General features: G+C 64.5%; 18 protein-coding genes. 2 read left to right on the plus strand and 16 right to left on the minus strand.

Annotation, left to right across the window (positions count from 1 at the left end; genetic code table 11):
* Positions 1-21: 21 nt before the first annotated feature.
* On the plus strand, positions 22-807 hold the full coding sequence (locus RLQ26_05165) for a DUF484 family protein (GenBank protein MEQ9088114.1): 786 nt from the start codon (positions 22-24) through the stop codon (positions 805-807).
* A complete protein-coding gene (locus tag RLQ26_05170; protein ID MEQ9088115.1) occupies positions 786-1769 on the plus strand; it encodes a tyrosine recombinase XerC in 984 nt (327 codons plus the stop codon). Before RLQ26_05165 ends, RLQ26_05170 begins: the two co-directional genes overlap by 22 nt.
* 6 nt (positions 1770-1775) lie before the next feature.
* On the opposite strand, the gene RLQ26_05175 is transcribed toward RLQ26_05170, so the two are convergent.
* From RLQ26_05175 to RLQ26_05250, 16 genes are all read right to left on the minus strand, one after another.
* Positions 1776-2063 carry a DUF454 family protein gene (locus RLQ26_05175; protein ID MEQ9088116.1) on the minus strand — a complete coding sequence of 96 codons (288 nt, stop codon included), beginning with the start codon at positions 2061-2063 and terminating at the stop codon, positions 1776-1778.
* Between the two features lie 7 nt (positions 2064-2070).
* On the minus strand, positions 2071-3480 hold the full coding sequence (gene lpdA / locus RLQ26_05180) for a dihydrolipoyl dehydrogenase (protein MEQ9088117.1): 1410 nt from the start codon (positions 3478-3480) through the stop codon (positions 2071-2073).
* A gap of 15 nt (positions 3481-3495) precedes the next feature.
* Positions 3496-4764, minus strand: a complete 1269-nt coding sequence (gene odhB, locus RLQ26_05185) for a 2-oxoglutarate dehydrogenase complex dihydrolipoyllysine-residue succinyltransferase (GenBank protein ID MEQ9088118.1) — start codon at positions 4762-4764, stop codon at positions 3496-3498.
* A 38-nt stretch (positions 4765-4802) separates the two neighbouring features.
* On the minus strand, positions 4803-7688 hold the full coding sequence (locus tag RLQ26_05190; GenBank protein ID MEQ9088119.1) for a 2-oxoglutarate dehydrogenase E1 component: 2886 nt from the start codon (positions 7686-7688) through the stop codon (positions 4803-4805).
* 132 nt (positions 7689-7820) lie between these two features.
* The gene (gene sucD / locus RLQ26_05195; GenBank protein ID MEQ9088120.1) at positions 7821-8696 is read right to left on the minus strand and encodes a succinate--CoA ligase subunit alpha; all 876 of its coding nucleotides are present in this window, start codon (positions 8694-8696) and stop codon (positions 7821-7823) included.
* On the minus strand, positions 8696-9865 hold the full coding sequence (gene sucC / locus RLQ26_05200) for an ADP-forming succinate--CoA ligase subunit beta (GenBank protein MEQ9088121.1): 1170 nt from the start codon (positions 9863-9865) through the stop codon (positions 8696-8698). The genes sucD and sucC overlap by 1 nt, the downstream gene beginning before the upstream one ends.
* Before the next feature lie 71 nt (positions 9866-9936).
* Positions 9937-10935: a malate dehydrogenase gene (gene mdh / locus RLQ26_05205; protein ID MEQ9088122.1), complete on the minus strand. Its 999-nt coding sequence runs from the start codon at positions 10933-10935 to the stop codon at positions 9937-9939.
* A gap of 252 nt (positions 10936-11187) precedes the next feature.
* A complete protein-coding gene (gene nadC / locus RLQ26_05210; GenBank protein MEQ9088123.1) occupies positions 11188-12045 on the minus strand; it encodes a carboxylating nicotinate-nucleotide diphosphorylase in 858 nt (285 codons plus the stop codon).
* Between the two features lie 53 nt (positions 12046-12098).
* Positions 12099-13136, minus strand: coding sequence for a quinolinate synthase NadA (gene nadA, locus RLQ26_05215; GenBank protein MEQ9088124.1), 1038 nt, complete (start codon positions 13134-13136; stop codon positions 12099-12101).
* 109 nt (positions 13137-13245) lie between these two features.
* Positions 13246-14409 (minus strand): cell division protein ZapE, encoded by a 1164-nt coding sequence (gene zapE / locus RLQ26_05220; protein ID MEQ9088125.1) that lies wholly within the window; start codon positions 14407-14409, stop codon positions 13246-13248.
* Between the two features lie 61 nt (positions 14410-14470).
* Positions 14471-15247, minus strand: a complete 777-nt coding sequence (locus RLQ26_05225) for a succinate dehydrogenase iron-sulfur subunit (protein ID MEQ9088126.1) — start codon at positions 15245-15247, stop codon at positions 14471-14473.
* A gap of 21 nt (positions 15248-15268) precedes the next feature.
* Positions 15269-17071, minus strand: coding sequence for a succinate dehydrogenase flavoprotein subunit (sdhA, locus tag RLQ26_05230; protein ID MEQ9088127.1), 1803 nt, complete (start codon positions 17069-17071; stop codon positions 15269-15271).
* A gap of 2 nt (positions 17072-17073) precedes the next feature.
* Positions 17074-17466 (minus strand): succinate dehydrogenase, hydrophobic membrane anchor protein, encoded by a 393-nt coding sequence (sdhD, locus tag RLQ26_05235; protein ID MEQ9088128.1) that lies wholly within the window; start codon positions 17464-17466, stop codon positions 17074-17076.
* Entirely contained in the window at positions 17466-17873 is a 408-nt protein-coding gene (gene sdhC, locus RLQ26_05240; GenBank protein ID MEQ9088129.1) for a succinate dehydrogenase, cytochrome b556 subunit, read from the minus strand. Before sdhC ends, sdhD begins: the two co-directional genes overlap by 1 nt.
* Positions 17874-18020: 147 nt before the next feature.
* A complete protein-coding gene (locus RLQ26_05245) occupies positions 18021-18902 on the minus strand; it encodes a CoA ester lyase (GenBank protein ID MEQ9088130.1) in 882 nt (293 codons plus the stop codon).
* Positions 18903-18904: 2 nt separating this feature from the next.
* Positions 18905-19930, minus strand: a complete 1026-nt coding sequence (locus RLQ26_05250; GenBank protein ID MEQ9088131.1) for an aspartate-semialdehyde dehydrogenase — start codon at positions 19928-19930, stop codon at positions 18905-18907.
* Between the last annotated feature and the right edge of the window lie 70 nt (positions 19931-20000).

The raw sequence follows: 20000 nt of genomic DNA on the forward strand, positions 1-20000 counted from the left end.
GGGGCGTAGAGAGGAAGGCCCATGACAGGCGGTGCGGACGAGGCAAGCCCGGAAGGCGGAAAATCCAGTCGCGAGCGGACCGGCGACCGCAAGATCGGCACCAGGGCGCGCCAGGCGGCCCCGGCGGTCGAGCCGACAGAACGCGCCGTCGTGGACTACCTCCGCCTTCACCCGGATTTCCTCGCCCGGCACGGCGAGCTGGCCACGATCCTCACACCGCCCAGCCATAACATGGGCGAGGGAGTCGTGGACCTGCAACGCTACATGATCGAGCGCGTGCAGGCGGCAAACGACGCCATACGGGGCGAGCGCGATGCGCTGGTCCGAATCAGCCGGAGCAACCTTTCCGGCCAGGTGCAGGTGCACAACGCCGTGCTCGCCCTGCTGGCGGCCGAGGATTTCGAGGACTTCGTCCATATCCTGACGACCGATCTCGGGGTTTTTCTCGATATCGACGTGGTCTCGCTCTGCGTCGAAATGAACGGCACGGACTGCCCGAAATCGGAGACCGCGGGTATTTACGCCCTGCCCGAAGGGCGGGTTGCGGCACTGACGGGTCCGGAGTTGCGCATCGTCCTGCGCGAGAGCGAGAAAGGCATGCCCGACGTTTTCGGCGCCGGCGCCGATCTGGTGCAGAGCTATGCGCTGGTGCCGCTGCAGTTCGGCCGGAAGGGGCGGACCGGCGTCCTCGCGCTTGGCTCACGCACGCCCGGTAACTTCTCGCCCCGTGACGGGACGGATCTTCTCGCGTTCATGGGCAAGGTGGTCGAGATCAGCGTGCGCCAATGGCTCGGCCTGCCGCGCTAGAGACGATTGACAGCGACGGGGCGCCGGCCGATCGGCTGGCGGATCCGGCCGGCGCGGACGTGCGCCGCCTGGTTCGCGACTGGCAGGGCTGGCTCCGGGACGAACGCCGTGCCGCCACCCATACGGTGGCCGCCTATGGGCGCGACCTCACCGGATTTCTTGTCTTTCTTTCGGCCCATCTCGGGGGTCAGGTCGACGGGGCCGCGCTGTCGGGACTGACGGCCGCCGATTTTCGCGCATATCTGGCCGATCGTGCCGACAGGGGACTGGCGCGCAGCTCGACCACCCGCGCGCTGTCGGTGATCCGCAACTTCTTCAACTGGGCCGAGCGCGAGGGGAAAGTCGCAAACACGGCGCTTGGTCGCCTCAGAACCCCGAAACTGCCGCGCTCCGTCCCCCGACCGCTCGCGGCCGAGGATGCGCTGCGCCTGATCGAGGCGGCGGGGCGGCAGCATGGCGAGGCCTGGCTCAACCTGCGCGACGTGGCGCTTTTGATGCTTCTCTACGGCGCGGGACTGCGCATAGACGAGGCACTCTCGCTGCCGCTGGTGGCAGCCAGGGCGGAAGACAGCCTGACGATCACGGGCAAGGGCAACAAGCAGCGCGTCGTGCCCCTGCTGCCGCAGGTCTGCACGGCGCTGCGCGCCTATGCTCAGGTCCGGCCGGCGGCGAGCGGCGACGCGGCACTCTTCATCGGGTCACGGGGCGGGCGCCTCAATCCCGGCGTCGTGCAGCGCCAGATGCGCCGCCTGCGCCGCACGCTTGGCCTCGACGAGAGCGCCACGCCCCATGCGTTGCGCCACAGTTTCGCCACCCACCTTCTGGCCGATGGCGCCGATCTCCGGGTCATTCAGGAATTACTCGGCCACGCGTCACTTTCCACCACCCAGCGCTATACCGAAGTCGAGGGGGAGCATCTGCGCGCCATCTATCGCGGCGCCCATCCGCGCGCGCGAAAATAGCCGGACTTACAGCTCTTTCCGATCCCGGTTGTTGCGGAAGCGCCGGCCGAGCCGGTCGAGCTTTTTGCCGGCGATGGCGTGCGCTTCGTCGAGCTTGCCTGACAGGCGCGGGTAGCGCCGGCGCAGTTGGTCGAGCCAGCGCTTCGCACGCGGCGATTCGGTGGACAGGATCCAGAGCCCTACCAGGAGGAAAAGTATGCCCTGCAGGATTGGCAGGAAAATGCCGGCGACGCCGAGAAGGACGAACCCCCAACCCAGCGCGAGGGTGGCGAATTTGCGCAGCCCCCGGCCCATCCCGAAATCAGATATGGATGGGCCGCTTGTCAACGGCGAGTGCGGCCTCTTTCACGGCCTCACTGAAGGTCGGGTGGCCGTGACAGCTTCGCGCGATATCTTCGGCCGAGCCCCGGAAGGCCATGACGAGGGCGGCTTCATGGATCAGCGTCGAGGCGTCGGGGCCAATGATATGCACGCCAAGCACCTCGTCGGACTTGCTGTCCGCCAGGATCTTGACGAACCCGTCCACGTCCCCCGTCGTGCGCGCCCGCGCGTTGGCGCTGAAAGGGAATTTGCCGCTGGCATATGAAATGCCCGCATCCTTCAACTGCTGCTCGGTCTGGCCCACGCTTGCGACTTCCGGCCAGGTGTAGACGATCCCGGGCACGAGGTTGTAATCCACGTGGCCGGGCCGATCCGCCATGATTTCAACGGCGGCGACGCCGTCCTCCTCGGCCTTGTGCGCCAGCATGGGGCCCGGAATCGCATCGCCAATCGCGTAAATGCCCTTCACGCTGGTCTCGAACGCCTCGTTCACCGCAACGAAGCCGCGTTCGTCACGCTTGACGCCAAGCTCGTCCAGGCCAAGCCCCTCGGTGTACGGCCGGCGCCCGATCGCAACCAGCACGACGTTGGCCTTGAGCGTCTCACCCTCGCCCCCCTTGGCCGGCGCGAGCTTGACCTCAACGCCCGATTTCCGGGACGCGATTCCCTCGACCTTGGTGCCGAGCTTGAACACCAGCCCCTGTTTCTCAAGCGTGCGCTTGAACTGCTTGGCGACCTCCGCGTCCATCGCGGGCACGATTGTATCGAGGAATTCCACCACCGTGACCCGGGCGCCGAGACGCGCCCAGACGGACCCCATCTCGAGGCCGATATACCCGCCGCCCACGACCACGAGATCCGCGGGCACCTCGTCGAGCGCGAGCGCGCCGGTGGAGGAGACGATCCGCTTTTCGTCAAAATCGACTCCCGGCAGCGGCGTCGGTGCCGATCCTGTCGCGATCAGGATACGTTTTCCCTCGAGAACCTGCGTGCCGCCGTCATTGAGGGCGACCTCGACCTTCCCGACCTGTGCGATCCGCCCCGTGCCCGCGACGTGGTCTATCTTGTTTTTCTTGAAGAGGTGCTCGACGCCCTTTGTCAGATCGCCCACCACCTTGTCCTTACGCGCCATCATGGCCTTGAGATCGAGCGCGAGGTCGCCCGCGCGAATGCCATGCGCCGCGAAGTGCTCGCGCGCATCGGCAAATTTCTCGGAAGACTGCAACAGTGCCTTCGAGGGAATGCAGCCGACATTGAGGCATGTGCCGCCGAGCGCCCCGCGCTTTTCCACGCAGACAGTCCGGAACCCGAGCTGCGCGGCGCGAATGGCGGCGACATAGCCGCCCGGGCCGCCGCCGATGACGATGAGATCGTAGGGAGAATCGGCCATATGCGAGGTCTCGGGCTAGAGATTGAGAAGGAGGCGGCGGGGATCTTCGATGCATTCCTTGACGCGGACCAGAAACGTGACCGCTTCGCGCCCGTCGATCAGGCGATGGTCGTAGCTGAGAGCCAGATACATCATGGGCCGGATCGCGATCTCGTCGCCGATGGCGACCGGCCGTTTCTGGATCTTGTGCATGCCGAGGATGCCCGACTGGGGCGGGTTCAGGATCGGCGTCGAGAGAAGCGAGCCGAAAACGCCGCCGTTTGAGATGGTGAAGGTGCCGCCGGTCAGATCGTCCAGCGACAGCTTGCCATCGCGCGCCTTCTTGCCGAGTGCGCCGATGGTTTTCTCGACGTCGGCAAAGGACAGGCGGTCGCAGTCGCGCACCACGGGTACCACCAGGCCCTGTGGTGCGCTCACGGCCACGCCGATATCGTAGTAATTCTTGTAGATGATGTCGTCGCCATCGATCTCGCCATTGACCGCCGGCACGTCTTGCAGGGCCGTCACTGCCGCCTTCACGAAGAACGACATGAAGCCGAGCTTGACGCCGTGCTTCTTCTCGAAACTCTCCTTGTATTCCTCACGCACGGCGAGAAGCTCGCTCATATCCGCCTCGTTGAAGGTGGTGAGCATGGCCGCGGTGTTCTGGGCCTCCTTGAGCCGCTCGGCGACACGCCGGCGGAGCCTCGTCATCCGGACCCGTTCCTCGCGCGGACCTGTCTCGCCCGGCTCGGCCGGCGCCTCCGCCTTTGCCTCGGGCGCAGCCTTCTTTTCGCTTCCGCCTTCGATGAAGGCGAGGACGTCGCCCTTGGTCAGCCGACCGTCCTTGCCCGACGCCGGAATCTGTTGCGGCGCGAGATTGTGTTCGTCAATCAGCCGGCGCACGGCGGGGGAAAGTTTCGATGTGTCGGATTCAGCCGTCTCGGCCGCCGGCTTTTCAGTGCGTTTCTCAGCCGGTTTCCCGGCTGGCGCCTCGGCCGGCTGTTCCGCCTTCTCCCCGGCCGGCTGTTCCGCCTTCTCCCCGGCCGGTTGAGCAGCCGCGCCCGCGCCTTCCTCGAGCATCGCAAGCACCGCCCCCACTTCCACCTCGGCCCCTTCCTCGGCCGAAATGCTGCTCAGCGTCCCGGCATGGGGCGCGTTGACTTCAAGCGTGACCTTGTCCGTCTCCAGTTCCACAAGCGGTTCATCGCGATCCACCTGGTCCCCGGCTTTCTTCAGCCATTGCCCGACCGTGGCCTCGGTCACCGATTCGCCCAGTTCGGGCACTTTGATTTCTGTGGACATCTCGGACCTTCTTTCCGCGCGACAATTGGGCCTTCAGGTCAGGCGACCGTCAGCGCCTCGTTAACGAGTTTGGCCTGTTCCGCCTGGTGACGCTTGAGCATGCCGGAGGCGGTCGAGGCCGATGGGCACCGGCCAACATAGACCGGGCGACGGGCCTTGGCGCCGATCTGGTTCATGACGGCTTCGAGGCGGCGGTCGACAAAATGCCAGCCGCCCATGTTCTCGGGCTCCTCCTGGCACCAGACGATTTCGGCATTGGGATAGCGCCCGAGCTCCGCCGCGAGCGTCTGCTCGGGGAACGGGTAGAACTGCTCGAGGCGAAGGATGGCGACATCCTCGATCTTGCGGGCCCGCCGCTCCTCCAGCAGATCGTAATAGACCTTGCCCGAGCACAGAACGACCCGGCGAACCTCCTTGTCCGCGATCAGTTCGTCCGTCTCGCCGAACACGCGATGAAAGCTGGAACCTTCAGCCATGTCGGACAGGCTGGAAACGCACAGCTTGTGCCGAAGCAGCGATTTCGGCGTCATGATGATCAGCGGCTTGCGGAAGTCGCGATGGATCTGGCGCCGCAGGACGTGGAAATAATTCGCCGGAGTCGTGCAGTTGACGACCTGCATGTTGTCGTCAGCGCAGAGCTGGAGGTAGCGCTCGAGCCGGGCCGTGGAATGTTCGGGCCCCTGACCTTCGTAGCCATGAGGCAGAAGCATGACCAGGCCGGACATCCGAAGCCACTTGGACTCGCCGCTCGAGATGAACTGATCGATCATGACCTGGGCGCCATTGGCGAAATCGCCGAATTGCGCCTCCCACAACACGAGCGTGTTGGGGTCGGCCAGTGAATAGCCGTAATCGAACCCGAGCACGGCAAATTCGGAGAGCGGACTTTCGAACGCTTCGAAATGCCCCTGGGTTTCGCTGAGATTTTCGAGGGGCGCGTATTTTTCCTCACTGTCCTGGTGGACGAGTGTGGCATGGCGCTGCGAAAAGGTGCCGCGCGGGCTGTCCTGACCGCTCAGGCGGACGTTCACGCCTTCATCGAGCAATGTCCCGAAGGCCAGCGCCTCGGCCATGGCCCAGTCGAATCCCTCGCCCGACTCGATCATCTTGGCGCGCCGATCGAGGACCCGCTTGATCCCGCGGTGAATGTGAAATCCCTCGGGCACCCGAACGAGCGCGCCACCGACCTTCTTGAGCCGGTCCAGCACGACCGCCGTATCGCCCCGCCGGTCGCCTTCGGACGCGCGGCTGAGGCCGGACCATGCCCCTTCCAGCCAGTCGGCCTTGTTCGGCCTGAAGCTGTTGGCGGCCTCAAAGGCCTCTTCCAGGCGCTTGTCCCATTCGCTGACCAGCGCGTCCGGGTCCTCCTTCGAGATGATCCCGTCGCGGACCAGCTTCTCGGCGTAAACCTGGCGTGTGGTCGGATGGCTCCGGATCGCCCGGTACATGAGCGGCTGAGTGAAAGCGGGTTCGTCACCTTCGTTATGACCGTGCCGGCGGTAGCAGAACATGTCGATGACGACATCCTTGCCGAATTGCTGGCGGTATTCGGTCGCGATCCGCGCAACGTGGACAACCGCCTCCGGATCGTCACCGTTCACATGAAAAATGGGCGCCTGCACCATCTTGGCGACATCGGTCGGGTACGGGCTGGAGCGCGCCGAGCGTGGCACGGTGGTGAAGCCGATCTGGTTGTTGACCACGACATGGATCGTGCCGCCGGAGCGATAGCCGCGGAGGTGCGAAAGTTCGAACACCTCGGCCACGATCCCCTGGCCCGCGAAGGCCGCATCGCCATGCATGAGAAGGCCCATGACCTCCTTGCGGTCCTGGTCGCCGCGCAGGGTCTGCTTGGCGCGCACCTTGCCGACGACGACGGGATCGACCGCCTCGAGATGCGAGGGGTTGGCGGTCAGGGAGAGATGCACCTTGATGTCGTCGAACTCGCGGTCCGATGAGGTGCCGAGATGGTATTTCACATCGCCCGAGCCCTCGACATCGTCGGGATGGGCGGCGGTGCCCTGAAACTCGGAGAAGATGGCCTGAAAGGGCTTGCCCATGAAGTTGGCCAGCACGTTCAATCGGCCGCGATGGGGCATGCCGAGCACGACCTCGCGCAGGCCGAGCTGGCCGCCGCGCTTGATGATTTGCTCGAGCGCCGGGATGAGCGCCTCGCCCCCCTCGAGGCCGAAACGTTTGGTGCCCGTGTATTTGCGGTCAAGAAACTGCTCGAAGGCCTCGGCCGCCGTCAGCCGCTCGAGGATTGCTTTCTTGCCCTCGAGGGTGAACTCGGTCTGGTTGCGGATCGATTCGATTCGGGTCTGGATCCAGGCTTTCTCTTCGGGCGAGCCCATATGCATGAACTCGACGCCGATATTGCCGCAATAGGTCTCGCGGACAACCTCGAGAATTTCGCGCAGGCTCGCCTCTTCGAGACCCAGCACGTTGTCGATGAAGATAGGACGGTCCATGTCCTCCTCACCGAAACCGTAAGTCGCCGGATCCAGCTCGGGATGGGGCTCGCGCGCCTCGAGACCAAGCGGATCGAAGTTCGCCATGAGATGGCCGCGGACCCGATAGGCGCGGATCATCATGAGCGCGCGGATGCTGTCCATCGTCGCGGCGCGAACGTCTTCCTCGCTGGCAGCGGCTTCAGGCGTTTTCTCCGCTGACCGGCCAGTGGCGCTTTCGTAGGGAACGCTGTCGTCGAAACCGTCTGCCCGCACCGGCAATTCGCCCTGCCAGCTCGGCCCTGCGAGATCGGCGAAGATGGTCTTTTCGGCGTCGTTCAGCTCGTCGAAGACTTTGGCCCAGCTGGGATCCACGGCGCGCGGATTTTTCAGGTAGCGGCCGTAGAGATCGGCGATGAAATCGGCGTTGGTGCCGGTCAGGAAGGATGTCTCGAGTAGTTTTTCGCGTGTCATGGCTGAGATTCGGGCTCTGGGTGGCCGGGCGGCCCCTTCAGCGATTTCCGGGGCGTCCCGACATCATATACATGGTTAACATAGTGCTATTAACCATGTTTTGGATTTCAACCCAAATCTGTGAAGTTCGGGTTAAGCTCCAAGCGCCTCGGTCATCGTGCTGCCGAGGGCGGAGGGTGACTCGGCCACCCGGATCCCCGCCTGGCGCATGGCCTCGATCTTGTCCTCGGCCCCGCCCTTGCCGCCCGAGATGATGGCGCCCGCATGGCCCATCCGGCGGCCCGGCGGCGCCGTCCGGCCGGCGATGAAGCCGACGACGGGCTTTTTCACCTTATGCGACTTGAGGAAATCGGCCGCTTCCTCCTCGGCCGACCCGCCGATCTCGCCGATCATCACGATCCCGTCAGTCTCGTCATCGGCTAGGAACAATTCGAGGCAGTCGATGAAATTGGTCCCGTTCACGGGATCGCCACCGATCCCGATGCAGGTGGACTGGCCAAGGCCCGTCGCCGTGGTCTGGGCCACCGCTTCGTAAGTAAGCGTGCCCGAGCGCGAGACAATGCCGATCCGGCCGCGCTTGTGGATATGCCCCGGCATGATGCCGATCTTGCACGCGTCGGGCGTGATGATGCCCGGGCAGTTGGGGCCGATGAGCCGCGTTTTCGAATGGGCGAGGGCGCGCTTGACCGTCACCATGTCGATAACGGGGATGCCCTCGGTAATGCAGACGACGAGCGGGATTTCGGCGTCGACGGCCTCAAGGATCGCGTCGGCGGCAAAGGGCGGTGGCACGTAAATGACCGAGGCATTGGCCCCCGTCGCCGACACCGCTTCGGCCACCGTGTCGAAAACCGGCAGATCGAGATGCGAGGTCCCGCCCTTGCCCGGCGTCACACCGCCCACCATGCTGGTGCCGTAAGCGATTGCCTGTTCGGAATGGAAGGTGCCCTGGGTTCCCGTGAAGCCCTGGCAAATGACCTTGGTATCCTTCTCGACCAGTACTGACATCAGGCTGCCTCCCGGGCCGCTTCCACGACTTTCTCCGCCGCGTCCGCCAGATCGTCGGCCGACACAATCGGCAAGCCCGACTTCGCCAGGATTTCCTTGCCCAGTTCCACGTTTGTGCCTTCGAGGCGCACGACGAGCGGCACATGAAGACTGACTTCGCGCGCCGCGGAGACGACCCCTTCGGCGATCACATCGCAGCGCATGATGCCACCGAAAATATTGACCAGAATGGCCTCCACGTTGGCATCGGAAAGGATCAGCTTGAAGGCTGTCGTCACCCGCTCCTTGGTGGCGCCACCGCCGACATCGAGGAAGTTCGCGGGCTCCCCGCCATAAAGCTTGATGATGTCCATCGTCGCCATGGCCAGCCCGGCGCCGTTGACCATGCACCCGATATTGCCGTCCAGCTTGACATAGTTGAGGTCGTGCCGCGAAGCCTCGAGCTCCGCCGGATCTTCCTCGTCCGTATCGCGCAGCTCCTCCACATCCTTGTGGCGGTAGAGCGCATTATCGTCAAAGTTCATTTTTGCATCCAGTGCCAGCACGTCGCCCGCGCCAGTCACGACGAGGGGATTGATTTCGACGAGGCTGGCGTCCAGATCGACGAACGCCTCGTACATGCCCTGCAAAAATTTGACCGCGGCCGAAATCTGTCGCCCCTCCAGCCCCAGCGCGAAGGCGATCTGGCGACCGTAAAACCCCTGCATGCCGGTCGCCGGGTCGATGTCGACCGTAACGATTCTCTCGGGCGTCTTGGCGGCGACCTCCTCGATATCCATGCCGCCCTCGGTGGAGGCCATGAAGGTGATGCGGCTGGTCGCCCGATCGATCAGAACACCCAGGTAAAGCTCGCGCGCGATATCACAACCTTCCTCGATATAGACGCGCTTGACTTCCTTGCCCTCGGGCCCCGTCTGATGCGTGACCAGATTCATCCCGATCATGTCTTTCGCGGTCTTCTCGACCTCGTCCTTCGACTTGACCACCTTGACGCCGCCGCCCTTACCGCGGCCGCCGGCGTGGATCTGGGCCTTCACAACCCAGACATCTCCCCCCAGCTCGGCCGCCGCCTGGCCGGCTTCCTCTGCCGTATAGGCGACATGGCCCCTGGGCACGGCCACCCCGTAGCGGGCCAGAAGCTCCTTGGCCTGATATTCATGAATATTCATTCAGTCGCTTCCCTTGTTCACGGCCGCCGCCCTGCCTGGCCGCGGACCCTGCCCCCTGGCGTTAGGCGAGGTTATTTCTTTCGGGTGGCCTTGCGGCGAGCCTGCGGCTTGCGGCCCGGCTTGAGGATGGTTTCGGTCGCGCGGGACAGTTCGCGCACCGAATCGACGGATTTCTGGAACATCTTCTTTTCCGCGGCGGAAAGACTGATCTCGACGATCCGCTCGACACCCCGTTCGCCGATCACCACGGGCACGCCCACATAGAGCCCCTTCACCCCGAATTCGCCGTTCAGATAAGCGGCGGCCGGAAGTACGCGCTTGGAATCGCGCAAATAGGCTTCCGCCATTTCGATGGCGGAGCTGGCCGGCGCGTAAAAGGCTGAGCCGGTCTGGAGAAGCTGAACGATCTCGCCGCCACCGAAACGGGTGCGCTTGACGATCTCGTCGATGCGCTTCTTGGTGGTCCATTTCATCTTGATGAGATCGGGGATCGGAATCCCGGCTACGGTTGAGTAGCGCACCAGCGGGACCATCGAATCACCGTGCCCGCCAAGGACGAAGGCCGTCACGTCGCGGACAGAAACGTTGAATTCCTCGGCCAGGAAGGTCCGGAAGCGCGCGGAATCGAGCACACCCGCCATGCCGACCACGCGGCGGTGCGGGAAGCCCGTCGCCTTCTGCATCACGCTGACCATGGCATCGAGCGGGTTGGTGATAACAATGACGAAGGCATTGGGCGCGTATTTCTTGATGCCGGCCCCGACCTGCTGCATCACGTTGGCGTTGGTCGAGATCAGATCATCCCGGCTCATGCCCGGCTTGCGGGGGATACCTGCGGTGACGATGGCGACATCCGCGCCCCGGATGGCGCTGTAGCTGCTCGCGCCCTTGAAGTCAGCGTCGTAATTCTCGATCGGACCCGCCTGGGCGATGTCGAGCGCCTTGCCCTGAGGAATGCCGTCCTTGATATCAAAGAGGACGACATCGCCGAGCTGCTTGAGGCCTGCGAGATGGGCGAGCGTGCCGCCGATATTGCCGGCGCCGATGAGGGCGATTTTGTGCCGTGCCATGTGTGGTCCTTTCTCGTCCCGGAAGCCGACCGGCCGGGCCTGGCGGCGCCCGCCCGGCAGGAAAGAATGTCTACCTGTTTCGCGGTAACCGCCGCGCTGGACCGCGTGCGTTTCGTCGCATTTCAACGCGGGTTTCAGCCCGGTCCGGGGCCGGGGCGTGTCTAGCGCGATTCCGCCGCAAGGGCAAGACCGGGAGCGCTGGCGCACCCCCGTATGCGCGCCCGTGGAGGACGGGGGCACCGGGCACCCGCGCTAGCGGGCCGGGCTGTAGTCGAGACCGATATCGGCGGCCGGCGCGGACAGCGTCAGGGCGCCCCCGACGGAGATGAAATCGACCCCGGTCTCGGCGATCGCGCGCACAGTTTCGAGCGACACGCCGCCCGAGGCCTCGAGCAGGACACGCCCGCCCCCGGGCGCGCCGCGCCGCGCCAGGGCGACGGCCTTGCGCATGTCCTCAAGCGCCATATTGTCGAGCAGCAGGCGGGGGGCGCCGGCAGCGATCGCCGCCTCGACCTGGGCCAGCGTGTCACATTCGACCTGGATTTCGTCGAGCCCCGCTTCCCGCGCGCGCCGGACGGCCTCGGCGACCGAGCCGGCGACAGCGATATGGTTGTCCTTGATCAGCACACCGTCATCGAGGCGCTGGCGATGGTTCGTGCCACCCCCCGCGCGCACGGCATATTTCTCCATCTGGCGGAGGCCCGGAATCGTCTTGCGCGTGTCGAGCAGCGTAGCCCCGGTCCCGGCCAGGCGCGACACATAGGCGCGTGTCACGCTGGCAATACCGCACAGGTGCTGCATCATGTTGAGGGCCGTACGCTCACCCACCAGGATTGGCGCCGCCCGCCCGGAAATCTCGGCGATCTCGTCCCCCGGAGCCAGCCCCTCCCCCTCCCTGGCGCAGGCGCTCAGGCGGATGTCGGGATCGAGGTGGCGAAACACCGCCCGGGCGAAAAAGAGCCCGGCCAGGACCAGATCGGTCCGGGCGCGGAAGACCCCGTCGAGCCGCGCATCGGCGGGAATGATCGCCCCGGTCGTCAGGTCGCCTCGCCCGACGTCCTCGGCCAGGGCCAGGGCCACGAGACGCTCGGTCTCCTCGTGATCCGGCAACGAAAGCCCGCCCGTCTCCACGGGGCTGCCGGCCGGCCCCTGGTTCCCGGCGCTCAGGCGACGGCCCCGACCCGCGCCTGGCCGGGAACGTCCGACCCGGCCGGCTTGGGCGACATCTCGAGCATACGCTCGAGTGGCGCCAGCGCGCGCTGGCGCAGGGTTTCGTTCAATTCGATCACCGGACTGAGGGTTTCGAGCGCGTGGTGGAGTTTTTCCATCGTGTTGAGGGCCATGAAGGGACAGGTCGCGCAGGAGCACGTGCCATCCGCCCCGGGCGCGGTGATGAAGGTCTTTTCCGGATGAGCCTTTTTCATCTGGTGAATGAGTCCGGGCTCGGTCGCGACGATAAATGTATCTGCGTTCGACTGGTCAACATAGCGCAGCATGCCCGAAGTGGAGGCGACGTTGTCGGCATGCGCCAAGATCGCCTCCGGGCATTCGGGATGGGCCACGACCTTGGCCTCGGGGTGGCGGGTGCGCAACTTCACGATTTCGCGCTCGGAGAATTGCTCGTGCACCACGCAGGTGCCTTCCCAAAGCAGCATATCGCGCCCGGTCTTGCGCGCGATATAGGCGCCCAGATGACGGTCGGGCGCGAAGATGATCGGCTGGTCTTCGGGAATCTGGCGCACGATGGCTTCGGCGTTGGAAGACGTGACGATAATATCGGAAAGCGCCTTCACCTCGGCCGAGCAGTTGATATAGGTGATCGCAATGTGATCCGGGTGAGCTTCGCGAAAGGCCTTGAACTCGGCCGGCGGGCAGGATTCTTCGAGCGAGCAGCCGGCCGCCATATCGGGCAGGATCACGGTTTTGTCAGGGCTCAGAATCTTCGCCACCTCGGCCATGAAACGGACGCCGCAAAAGACGATCACATCCGCATCCGTAGCCGCCGCCTTGCGCGACAGATCGAGGCTGTCGCCGACGAAATCGGCAATGTCCTGAATATCCCCGTCCTGATAGTAATGCGCGAGGATGACCGCGTTGCGCGCGCGGCGCAGACGATTGATCTCGGCCTCAAGATCCAGTCCGGCCGGCAGCGCGCCACCTTGCGCCGCAAGACCGCTGGTCGGATAGCCCGTGTCAGCCATTTGGCCCTCCGCGTGTTGGGCGCATCCGGCGGACCGGTACGCGATGACACCGTCACCGGGCGCGGGTGTCAGCCCGGCTCATACATGTAGTGACCGGCCGACCCTCCTTTCAAGGGTCTTGGGTCTCCTCCACCGTCCCGCTATCCGCCGCGAGGCGGCTGACATGGGGGAGATGGATATAGGCTGCCGACTGCATTTCGACAAGCCGCGAAGCGGTGCGTTTGAAACGATCCGCCGCCGGACCCCCCATATAAAGGGCTTCGGGCCGGGTGGTGGCGGCGCACACGAGCTTCACGCGATGGTCATAAAGCGCGTCGATCAGCGTAATGAAGCGTTCGGCCTCGTTGCGCTTTTCGGGCCCCATGCGTGGGATATCCGCGAGCACAAGCGTATGGATTTCCCGCGCCAGGGCCAGGTAATCGGCGCTGCCGAGCGGTTTTTCGCAGAGATCGCCAAATCGGCAGAACGCGACGCGCCGGGCGTAGCGCGGCAGTTCGACGTGCCGGCCGTTGACCTCCAGCACATGGGGCCTGTCGGGCGCGTGATCGGTCAGGGTGGCGAAGGCGGCCTCGAGGGCCGATTCAGCGGCCATGTCGAGGGGCGTGTGATAGACCGCCACCCCGTCAAGCCGGTCGAGGCGGTAATCGGTCTCCCCTTCGAGAAGCAGGATATCGGCCCTGTCGTGCAAAAGATCGATGAACGGCAGGAAGAGTTCGCGCTGGAGACCGCCCTTGTAGAGATCGGCCGGCGCGGTGTTGGATGTCGCCACCAAGACGACACCCAGATCGAACAGATTCGTGAACAGACGGGCGAGGATCATGGCATCGGCGATATTCGTGACCTGGAATTCGTCGAGACAAAGAAGCGTCGTCTCGCGGGCGAGGCCCTGGCCCAGCACCGGCATGGGCGCTTCGCCCGTTTGCCGGTCGCGATTCTCGTTGCGCCACTTGTTGAGCCGTTCGTGCACACCCAGCATGAATTCGTGAAAGTGAACACGGCGCTTGCGGCTCGCGGGCGCGCAATCGAAAAACAGGTCCATCAGCATGGATTTGCCGCGCCCGACCCCGCCATGCAGATAGAGGCTGCGCGGGGGCGCGGGCGGAGGGCGGCCCAATAGTTTCCGGACGGGGTGGCGACGGGCGGCGGGCGTGTAGCCGCGCAGCTCGCGGGCCAGGCGATCGAGCCGGCGCGCCACCTCTTCCTGAACCGGATCGTGGCGGAGCCTGCCGGCATAACACTGGGCGTTGTATCGCTCGATCAGACTGTCGGCCATGAGCGTTCTGCGCACCGGCGCCGCCGGACATGGACGGCCGCGCGCATCCTTTGGCGGCCCGCTACCCCTGCCGCCCGGCGATCTTTTTCTTGATATTGGCGATCGACCTGGCCGGGTTGAGATTTTTCGGGCAGGTCTTGGTGCAATTCATGATCGTATGGCACCGATAGAGCCGGAAGGGATCTTCCAGCTCGTCGAGGCGCTCCCCCGTGGCCTCGTCGCGCGAATCCTCGATCCAGCGATCCGCCTGAAGCAGCACCGCGGGACCCAGATATTTTTCCGGGTTCCACCAATAGCTCGGACAGCTGGTGGTGCAGCAGAAACACAGGATGCATTCGTAAAGCCCGTCCAGCCTGGCCCGGTCCTCGGGCGATTGCAGGCGCTCGCGGTCGGGCGCAGCGGACTCCGTCTTCATCCACGGCTCGATCGACGCGAGCTGCGCATAGACGTGTTTGAGATCTGGGACGAGGTCCTTGACCACGGGCATGTGGGGCAGCGGGTAAATCTTGACGTCGCCCTTCACCTCATCGATCGGCTTGGTGCAGGCCAGCGTGTTGGTTCCATCAATATTCATCGCGCAGCTGCCGCAAATCCCCTCGCGGCACGAGCGGCGGAATGTGAGCGTGCTGTCGGTCTCGTTCTTGATCTTGATCAGCGCGTCCAGGACCATCGGCCCCGACCGGTCGAGATCGACCGTATAACTGTCGAGACGCGGATTGCCACCCTCGTCCGGGTCCCAGCGATAGATCTTGAAAGTCCTGGGCCGGCGCGCGTCGTTGGCCGCGTGGGTCTTCCCCGGCTTGACCTTGGAATTCTTGGGCAGGGTGAGCTGAGCCATCGGTTTCTTCCGTCTTTCCGCCTAGTAGACGCGTTCCTTGGGCGGGATCGCCTCGATTTCGTTGGTCATCGGCTGGCTGTGTACCGGCCGGTAATCGATCCGCGTTTCACCGTCCTCATTGATCCAGACCAGCGTGTGCTTCATCCAGTTCTCGTCATCGCGCCCCGTGTAGTCCTCGCGCGCATGGGCGCCACGGCTTTCCTTGCGATTCGCGGCCGAATGCAACGTCACCACCGCCTGGCTGATCAGATTCTCGAATTCCAGCGTTTCCATCAGATCGCTGTTCCAGACCAGCGACCGGTCCTGAACCTGAATATCGCCGCGCTTGTCCCAGACGCGGGCGAGCTTTTCCTTGCCTTCGGCAAGGATTTCCTCGTTGCGGAAGACAGCGCAGTTGTTCTGCATGGCTTTCTGCATTTCAAGCCTGAGCTCGGCCGTGGCGGTTCCGCCATCGGCATGCCGCAACCGGTCGAAGCGCTGAAGCGCGTGGTCGGTCGACTCTTTCGGCGCCGGCGCCAGGCGATCGCCGGGTCTGACCAGCTCGGCGCAGCGCTTGGCCGCCGCGCGGCCGAAAACCACGATGTCGAGCAGCGAGTTGGAACCGAGCCGGTTGGCGCCATGCACCGACACACAGGCCGCCTCGCCGATCGCCATGAGTCCGGGCACCACCGAGTCCGGCTCGCCATCCTTCAGCGTCACCACCTCGCCGTGATAATTGGTCGGAATCCCGCCCATATTGTAATGCACTGTCGGCAGCACGGGGATCGGCTCCCTGGTGACATCGACTCCGGCGAAGATCTTGGCGGTCTCGGAAATGCCGGGCAGCCGTTCGTGCAGGAGCGCCGGCTCGAGATGTTCGAGATGCAGTTCGATATGATCTCCTTCCGCGCCGATGCCGCGGCCCTCACGGATTTCCATCGTCATGGACCGGCTGACAACGTCGCGGCTCGCGAGGTCCTTGGCTGAGGGAGCGTAGCGCTCCATGAAGCGTTCGCCTTCCGAGTTGGTGAGATAGCCCCCCTCGCCCCGCGCGCCCTCGGTGATCAGGCAGCCCGCTCCATAAATGCCCGTGGGATGGAACTGCACGAATTCCATGTCCTGCAGTGCCAGTCCCGCGCGCAGCACCATCGCGTTGCCGTCGCCGGTGCAGGTGTGAGCGGATGTGCAGGAAAAATACGTACGCCCGTAGCCGCCCGTCGCCAGCACCGTCATCTGCCCGCGAAAGCGATGGAGCGTGCCATCATCGAGATTCCAGGCGAGAATGCCCCGGCATACGCCGTCTTCCATCAGAAGATCGATCGCGAAATATTCGATGAAGAACTCGGCCTTGTGCTTGAGAGACTGCTGATAGAGCGTATGCAGAATTGCATGGCCGGTCCGGTCAGCCGCGGCACAGGTCCGCTGCGCCCTGCCTTCACCAAAATGAGTCGTCATGCCGCCAAAGGGGCGCTGATAAATCTTGCCCTCCTCGGTGCGCGAGAACGGAACACCGTAGTGCTCGAGCTCGATGATGGCCGGAGTGGCCTCCCGGACCATATATTCGATGGCGTCCTGATCGCCCAGCCAGTCCGACCCCTTGACGGTATCGTACATATGCCAGCGCCAGTCATCCTCGCCCATGTTGCCGAGCGCGGCGCTGATTCCGCCCTGCGCCGCCACCGTGTGACTGCGCGTGGGAAAGACTTTGGTGATGCAGGCGGTTCTCAGGTTTTCCGTCGCCATACCCATCGTGGCACGCAGACCCGCGCCGCCCGCGCCGACGACAACGACATCGTATTCGTGGTCGATAATATCATAGGCCGCGCCCGCGACGCCGTCCGCCATGCCTAACCTCCAAACGCGATTTTCAGGACCGAGAACACGCCCAGTCCTCCGAGGAATACGAAAATGAATTTCATTCCGATCACCAGAGCGGTCTTCCACCCCTCGCTCTGAATGTAATCCTCGATCACCACCTGGACACCGAGCATTGCATGATAGAAGCCTGCGAGCAGGAACAGGACCATCGGCACCGCCACCAGCGGATTTGCCATCCAGGCGGAAAAGCTGGCGTGATCGGCGCCGATAAGCGCGATGACGGAGGCGACGAACCAGAGTGTCAACGGAATGAGCGCCAGCGCCGTCACGCGCTGCGCGATCCAGTGGCCGGCACCGCTGCGCGCGGCGCCATGCCCGCGCGCGCCAGCGAGCGGCGAACGGTATCGCGTCGGTGATGACATCAGAAAGCCCCCATGACCCAGTAGCCCAGCAGCCAGGCCAGGGTGGTCAGGATGACAGTGGCGGCCAGGACCCCGAGCCCGCTGAGATAGGCTGTTTCGAGTTCGAAACCGCGCCCCGCGTCCCAGAAGAGATGCCGCACGCCATTGGCGAGGTGATAGAAGAGCGCGGCACTCCAGCCGAACAGCGCCAGCCGCCCCAATGAAGATCCGATGCAGGCCTGCGCGGCGGCGAATGCTTCGGGCCCGCTGGCGGCGGCGACCAGCCAGTAGACGATCAGCAGCGTGCCGAGCGCCAGGGCGAGCCCCGTCGCCCGATGGGTAATGGACAAGACGCTTGTCCATTGCGGTTTGTAAATCTGCAAATGCGGCGAAAGGGGCCGCTCTGTCTGGTTGCCGGTGCCGGACATATTTTCCTGTTTTCCTGCCGCGCCCCGATGGAGGCGGCCTGCCTAGCGAATGGGGCGATACTAAAGACCTGCGGTTACCAACCTGTCAACGCCTCGCCCTGGGCGGCGCGCGGTCGCCCGGGAAACGTTTCACGCGCGGTCCCCGCGCTAGCCGGACGCCTTTTCCAGCGCCGTGATCTGTTCGGCCAGCTTGACGATCCGTTTGGCGTTCTCGACATGAAGATTCTCGACGAGGCGCCCGTCCACGACGACGACCCCCGCCCCGCTGGCCTCCGCCTCGCCGTGGGCGTCGATGATCCGGCGCGACCAGACGAGTTCGTCCTCGCTCGGCCGGAAGGCATCATTGGCAGCGTCGATCTGTCGAGGATGAATGAGCGATTTGCCGTCGAACCCCATATCCGCCCCCTGCCGGCAGGCCGATTGGAGCCCGGCCGCGTCCTCAAGATCGAGATGGACGCCGTCGATGCAGGCGATCCCGGCCGCCCGCGCCGCCAGCAGGCAGATGGCGAGGCTGGCCTGCATCGGCAGCCGATCAAGCGTGTGATGGGCCTGCAAATCCTTGGTCAGGTCGCTGGTGCCGAGCACGAAGCCGCCCATGCGCGGTGCATCGGCGATCTCCTCGGCATGCAGGATGCCGCGCGGCGTTTCCATCATGCACCAGATGGCCTGGTCCGCCGGCGCGCCCTCGGCCGCCAGGATCGCGGCCACCTGACGCACTGTATCGGCGCTTTCCACCTTGGGCAGCAGGACACCGTGCGCGCCCGATCGGGCGGCGGCCACCACGTCGGCAACACCCCAGGGCGAGTTGAGGCCGTTGGTGCGCACCAGGATCTCACGCCCGCCATACCCACCCGCGGCGAGCGCCTCACTCACCAGCCGGCGCGCCTCGACCTTGGCATCGGGCGCGACGGCGTCTTCAAGATCGAGGATCAGCGCGTCCGCCTTGAGCGAACGCCCCTTTTCGAGCGCGCGCGCGTTGGAGCCCGGCATGTAGAGCATGGACCGGCGGGGTCGGGCAGCCGTCATCATGGTCAGGCTGCCTTCTTGAGGTATTGCTCGATCAGTGCTTCGGCGATCTGTACCGAGTTGAGCGCGGCCCCCTTGCGCAGATTGTCGCCGACCACCCAGATCGCAAGCCCGTTTTTCACCGTGTGATCCTCGCGGATGCGGCTTACGGCGACGAGGTCCTCGCCCGCGATTTCCGCCGGCGTGATGTACCCCTCGTCCTCGCGCCGGTCGATCACGAGCACGCCGGGCGCCGCGGCCAGCGCGGCGCGCGCCTCCTCGGCCGAGATCGGATTTTCAAATTCCAGATTGATCGATTCGGCGTGACCGATAAAGACGGGAACGCGCACGCAGGTTGCCGCGACCTCGATGTCAGGATCCAGGATCTTCTTCGTCTCCATCACCATCTTCCATTCCTCCTTGGTCGACCCGTCTTTCATGAAGACATCGATATGAGGAATGACGTTGAAGGCAATCTGCTTGGTGAACTCTTCCTTCTCCACGGGGTCGTTGACGTAGATCGCACGCGTCTGGTTGAAGAGCTCGTCCATCGCCCCCTTGCCGGCGCCCGAAACGGACTGATAGGTGGACACCACCACCCGCCTGATCTTCGCGAGATCGTGCAGCGGCTTGAGCGCCACCACCATCTGAATGGTCGAGCAATTCGGGTTGGCGATGATGTTGCGCTTGGTATAGGCGGCGATTGCCTTGGCGTTGACTTCGGGCACCACCAGCGGCACGTCGGGCTCCATGCGGAAACGCGAGGTGTTATCGATCACCACGCAGCCCGCCTTCGCGGCCTTGGGCGCGAATTCGGCCGAGACCTTGCCGCCCGGCGAAAAAAGGGCGATATCCCAGCCCTTGAAATCGAACGTCGCGAGATCCTGCACCTTCAGCACGTCATCCTCGCCAAAGGAAACCTCGCGGCCGACGGAACCCCGTGAGGCGAGCGCGGCCACCTCATCGACCGGGAAATCGCGTTCCTTCAGAATTTGCAGTATCTCGCGGCCCACATTGCCCGTGGCGCCGACGACGGCAATCTTGTAACCCATTGTTTTTTCCTGTTCTTTTCCTGACTTTCGGCCCTCGTCGGGGGCGCCGTGTCAGCGCTTGGCTTACGAT

Source organism: Alphaproteobacteria bacterium, assembly GCA_040220875.1.
Taxonomy (GTDB): domain Bacteria; phylum Pseudomonadota; class Alphaproteobacteria; order JAVJVX01; family JAVJVX01; genus JAVJVX01.

Coding starts and splice junctions, on each gene's coding strand:
- RLQ26_05165 (MEQ9088114.1), top strand. CDS start 22: ATGACAGGCGGTGCGGACGAGGCAAGCCCGGAAGGCGGAAAATCCAGT.
- RLQ26_05170 (MEQ9088115.1), top strand. CDS start 786: ATGGCTCGGCCTGCCGCGCTAGAGACGATTGACAGCGACGGGGCGCCG.
- RLQ26_05175 (MEQ9088116.1), bottom strand. CDS start 2,063: ATGGGCCGGGGGCTGCGCAAATTCGCCACCCTCGCGCTGGGTTGGGGG.
- lpdA (MEQ9088117.1), bottom strand. CDS start 3,480: ATGGCCGATTCTCCCTACGATCTCATCGTCATCGGCGGCGGCCCGGGC.
- odhB (MEQ9088118.1), bottom strand. CDS start 4,764: ATGTCCACAGAAATCAAAGTGCCCGAACTGGGCGAATCGGTGACCGAG.
- RLQ26_05190 (MEQ9088119.1), bottom strand. CDS start 7,688: ATGACACGCGAAAAACTACTCGAGACATCCTTCCTGACCGGCACCAAC.
- sucD (MEQ9088120.1), bottom strand. CDS start 8,696: ATGTCAGTACTGGTCGAGAAGGATACCAAGGTCATTTGCCAGGGCTTC.
- sucC (MEQ9088121.1), bottom strand. CDS start 9,865: ATGAATATTCATGAATATCAGGCCAAGGAGCTTCTGGCCCGCTACGGG.
- mdh (MEQ9088122.1), bottom strand. CDS start 10,935: ATGGCACGGCACAAAATCGCCCTCATCGGCGCCGGCAATATCGGCGGC.
- nadA (MEQ9088124.1), bottom strand. CDS start 13,136: ATGGCTGACACGGGCTATCCGACCAGCGGTCTTGCGGCGCAAGGTGGC.
- zapE (MEQ9088125.1), bottom strand. CDS start 14,409: ATGGCCGACAGTCTGATCGAGCGATACAACGCCCAGTGTTATGCCGGC.
- RLQ26_05225 (MEQ9088126.1), bottom strand. CDS start 15,247: ATGGCTCAGCTCACCCTGCCCAAGAATTCCAAGGTCAAGCCGGGGAAG.
- sdhA (MEQ9088127.1), bottom strand. CDS start 17,071: ATGGCGGACGGCGTCGCGGGCGCGGCCTATGATATTATCGACCACGAA.
- sdhD (MEQ9088128.1), bottom strand. CDS start 17,466: ATGTCATCACCGACGCGATACCGTTCGCCGCTCGCTGGCGCGCGCGGG.
- sdhC (MEQ9088129.1), bottom strand. CDS start 17,873: ATGTCCGGCACCGGCAACCAGACAGAGCGGCCCCTTTCGCCGCATTTG.
- RLQ26_05245 (MEQ9088130.1), bottom strand. CDS start 18,902: ATGATGACGGCTGCCCGACCCCGCCGGTCCATGCTCTACATGCCGGGC.
- RLQ26_05250 (MEQ9088131.1), bottom strand. CDS start 19,930: ATGGGTTACAAGATTGCCGTCGTCGGCGCCACGGGCAATGTGGGCCGC.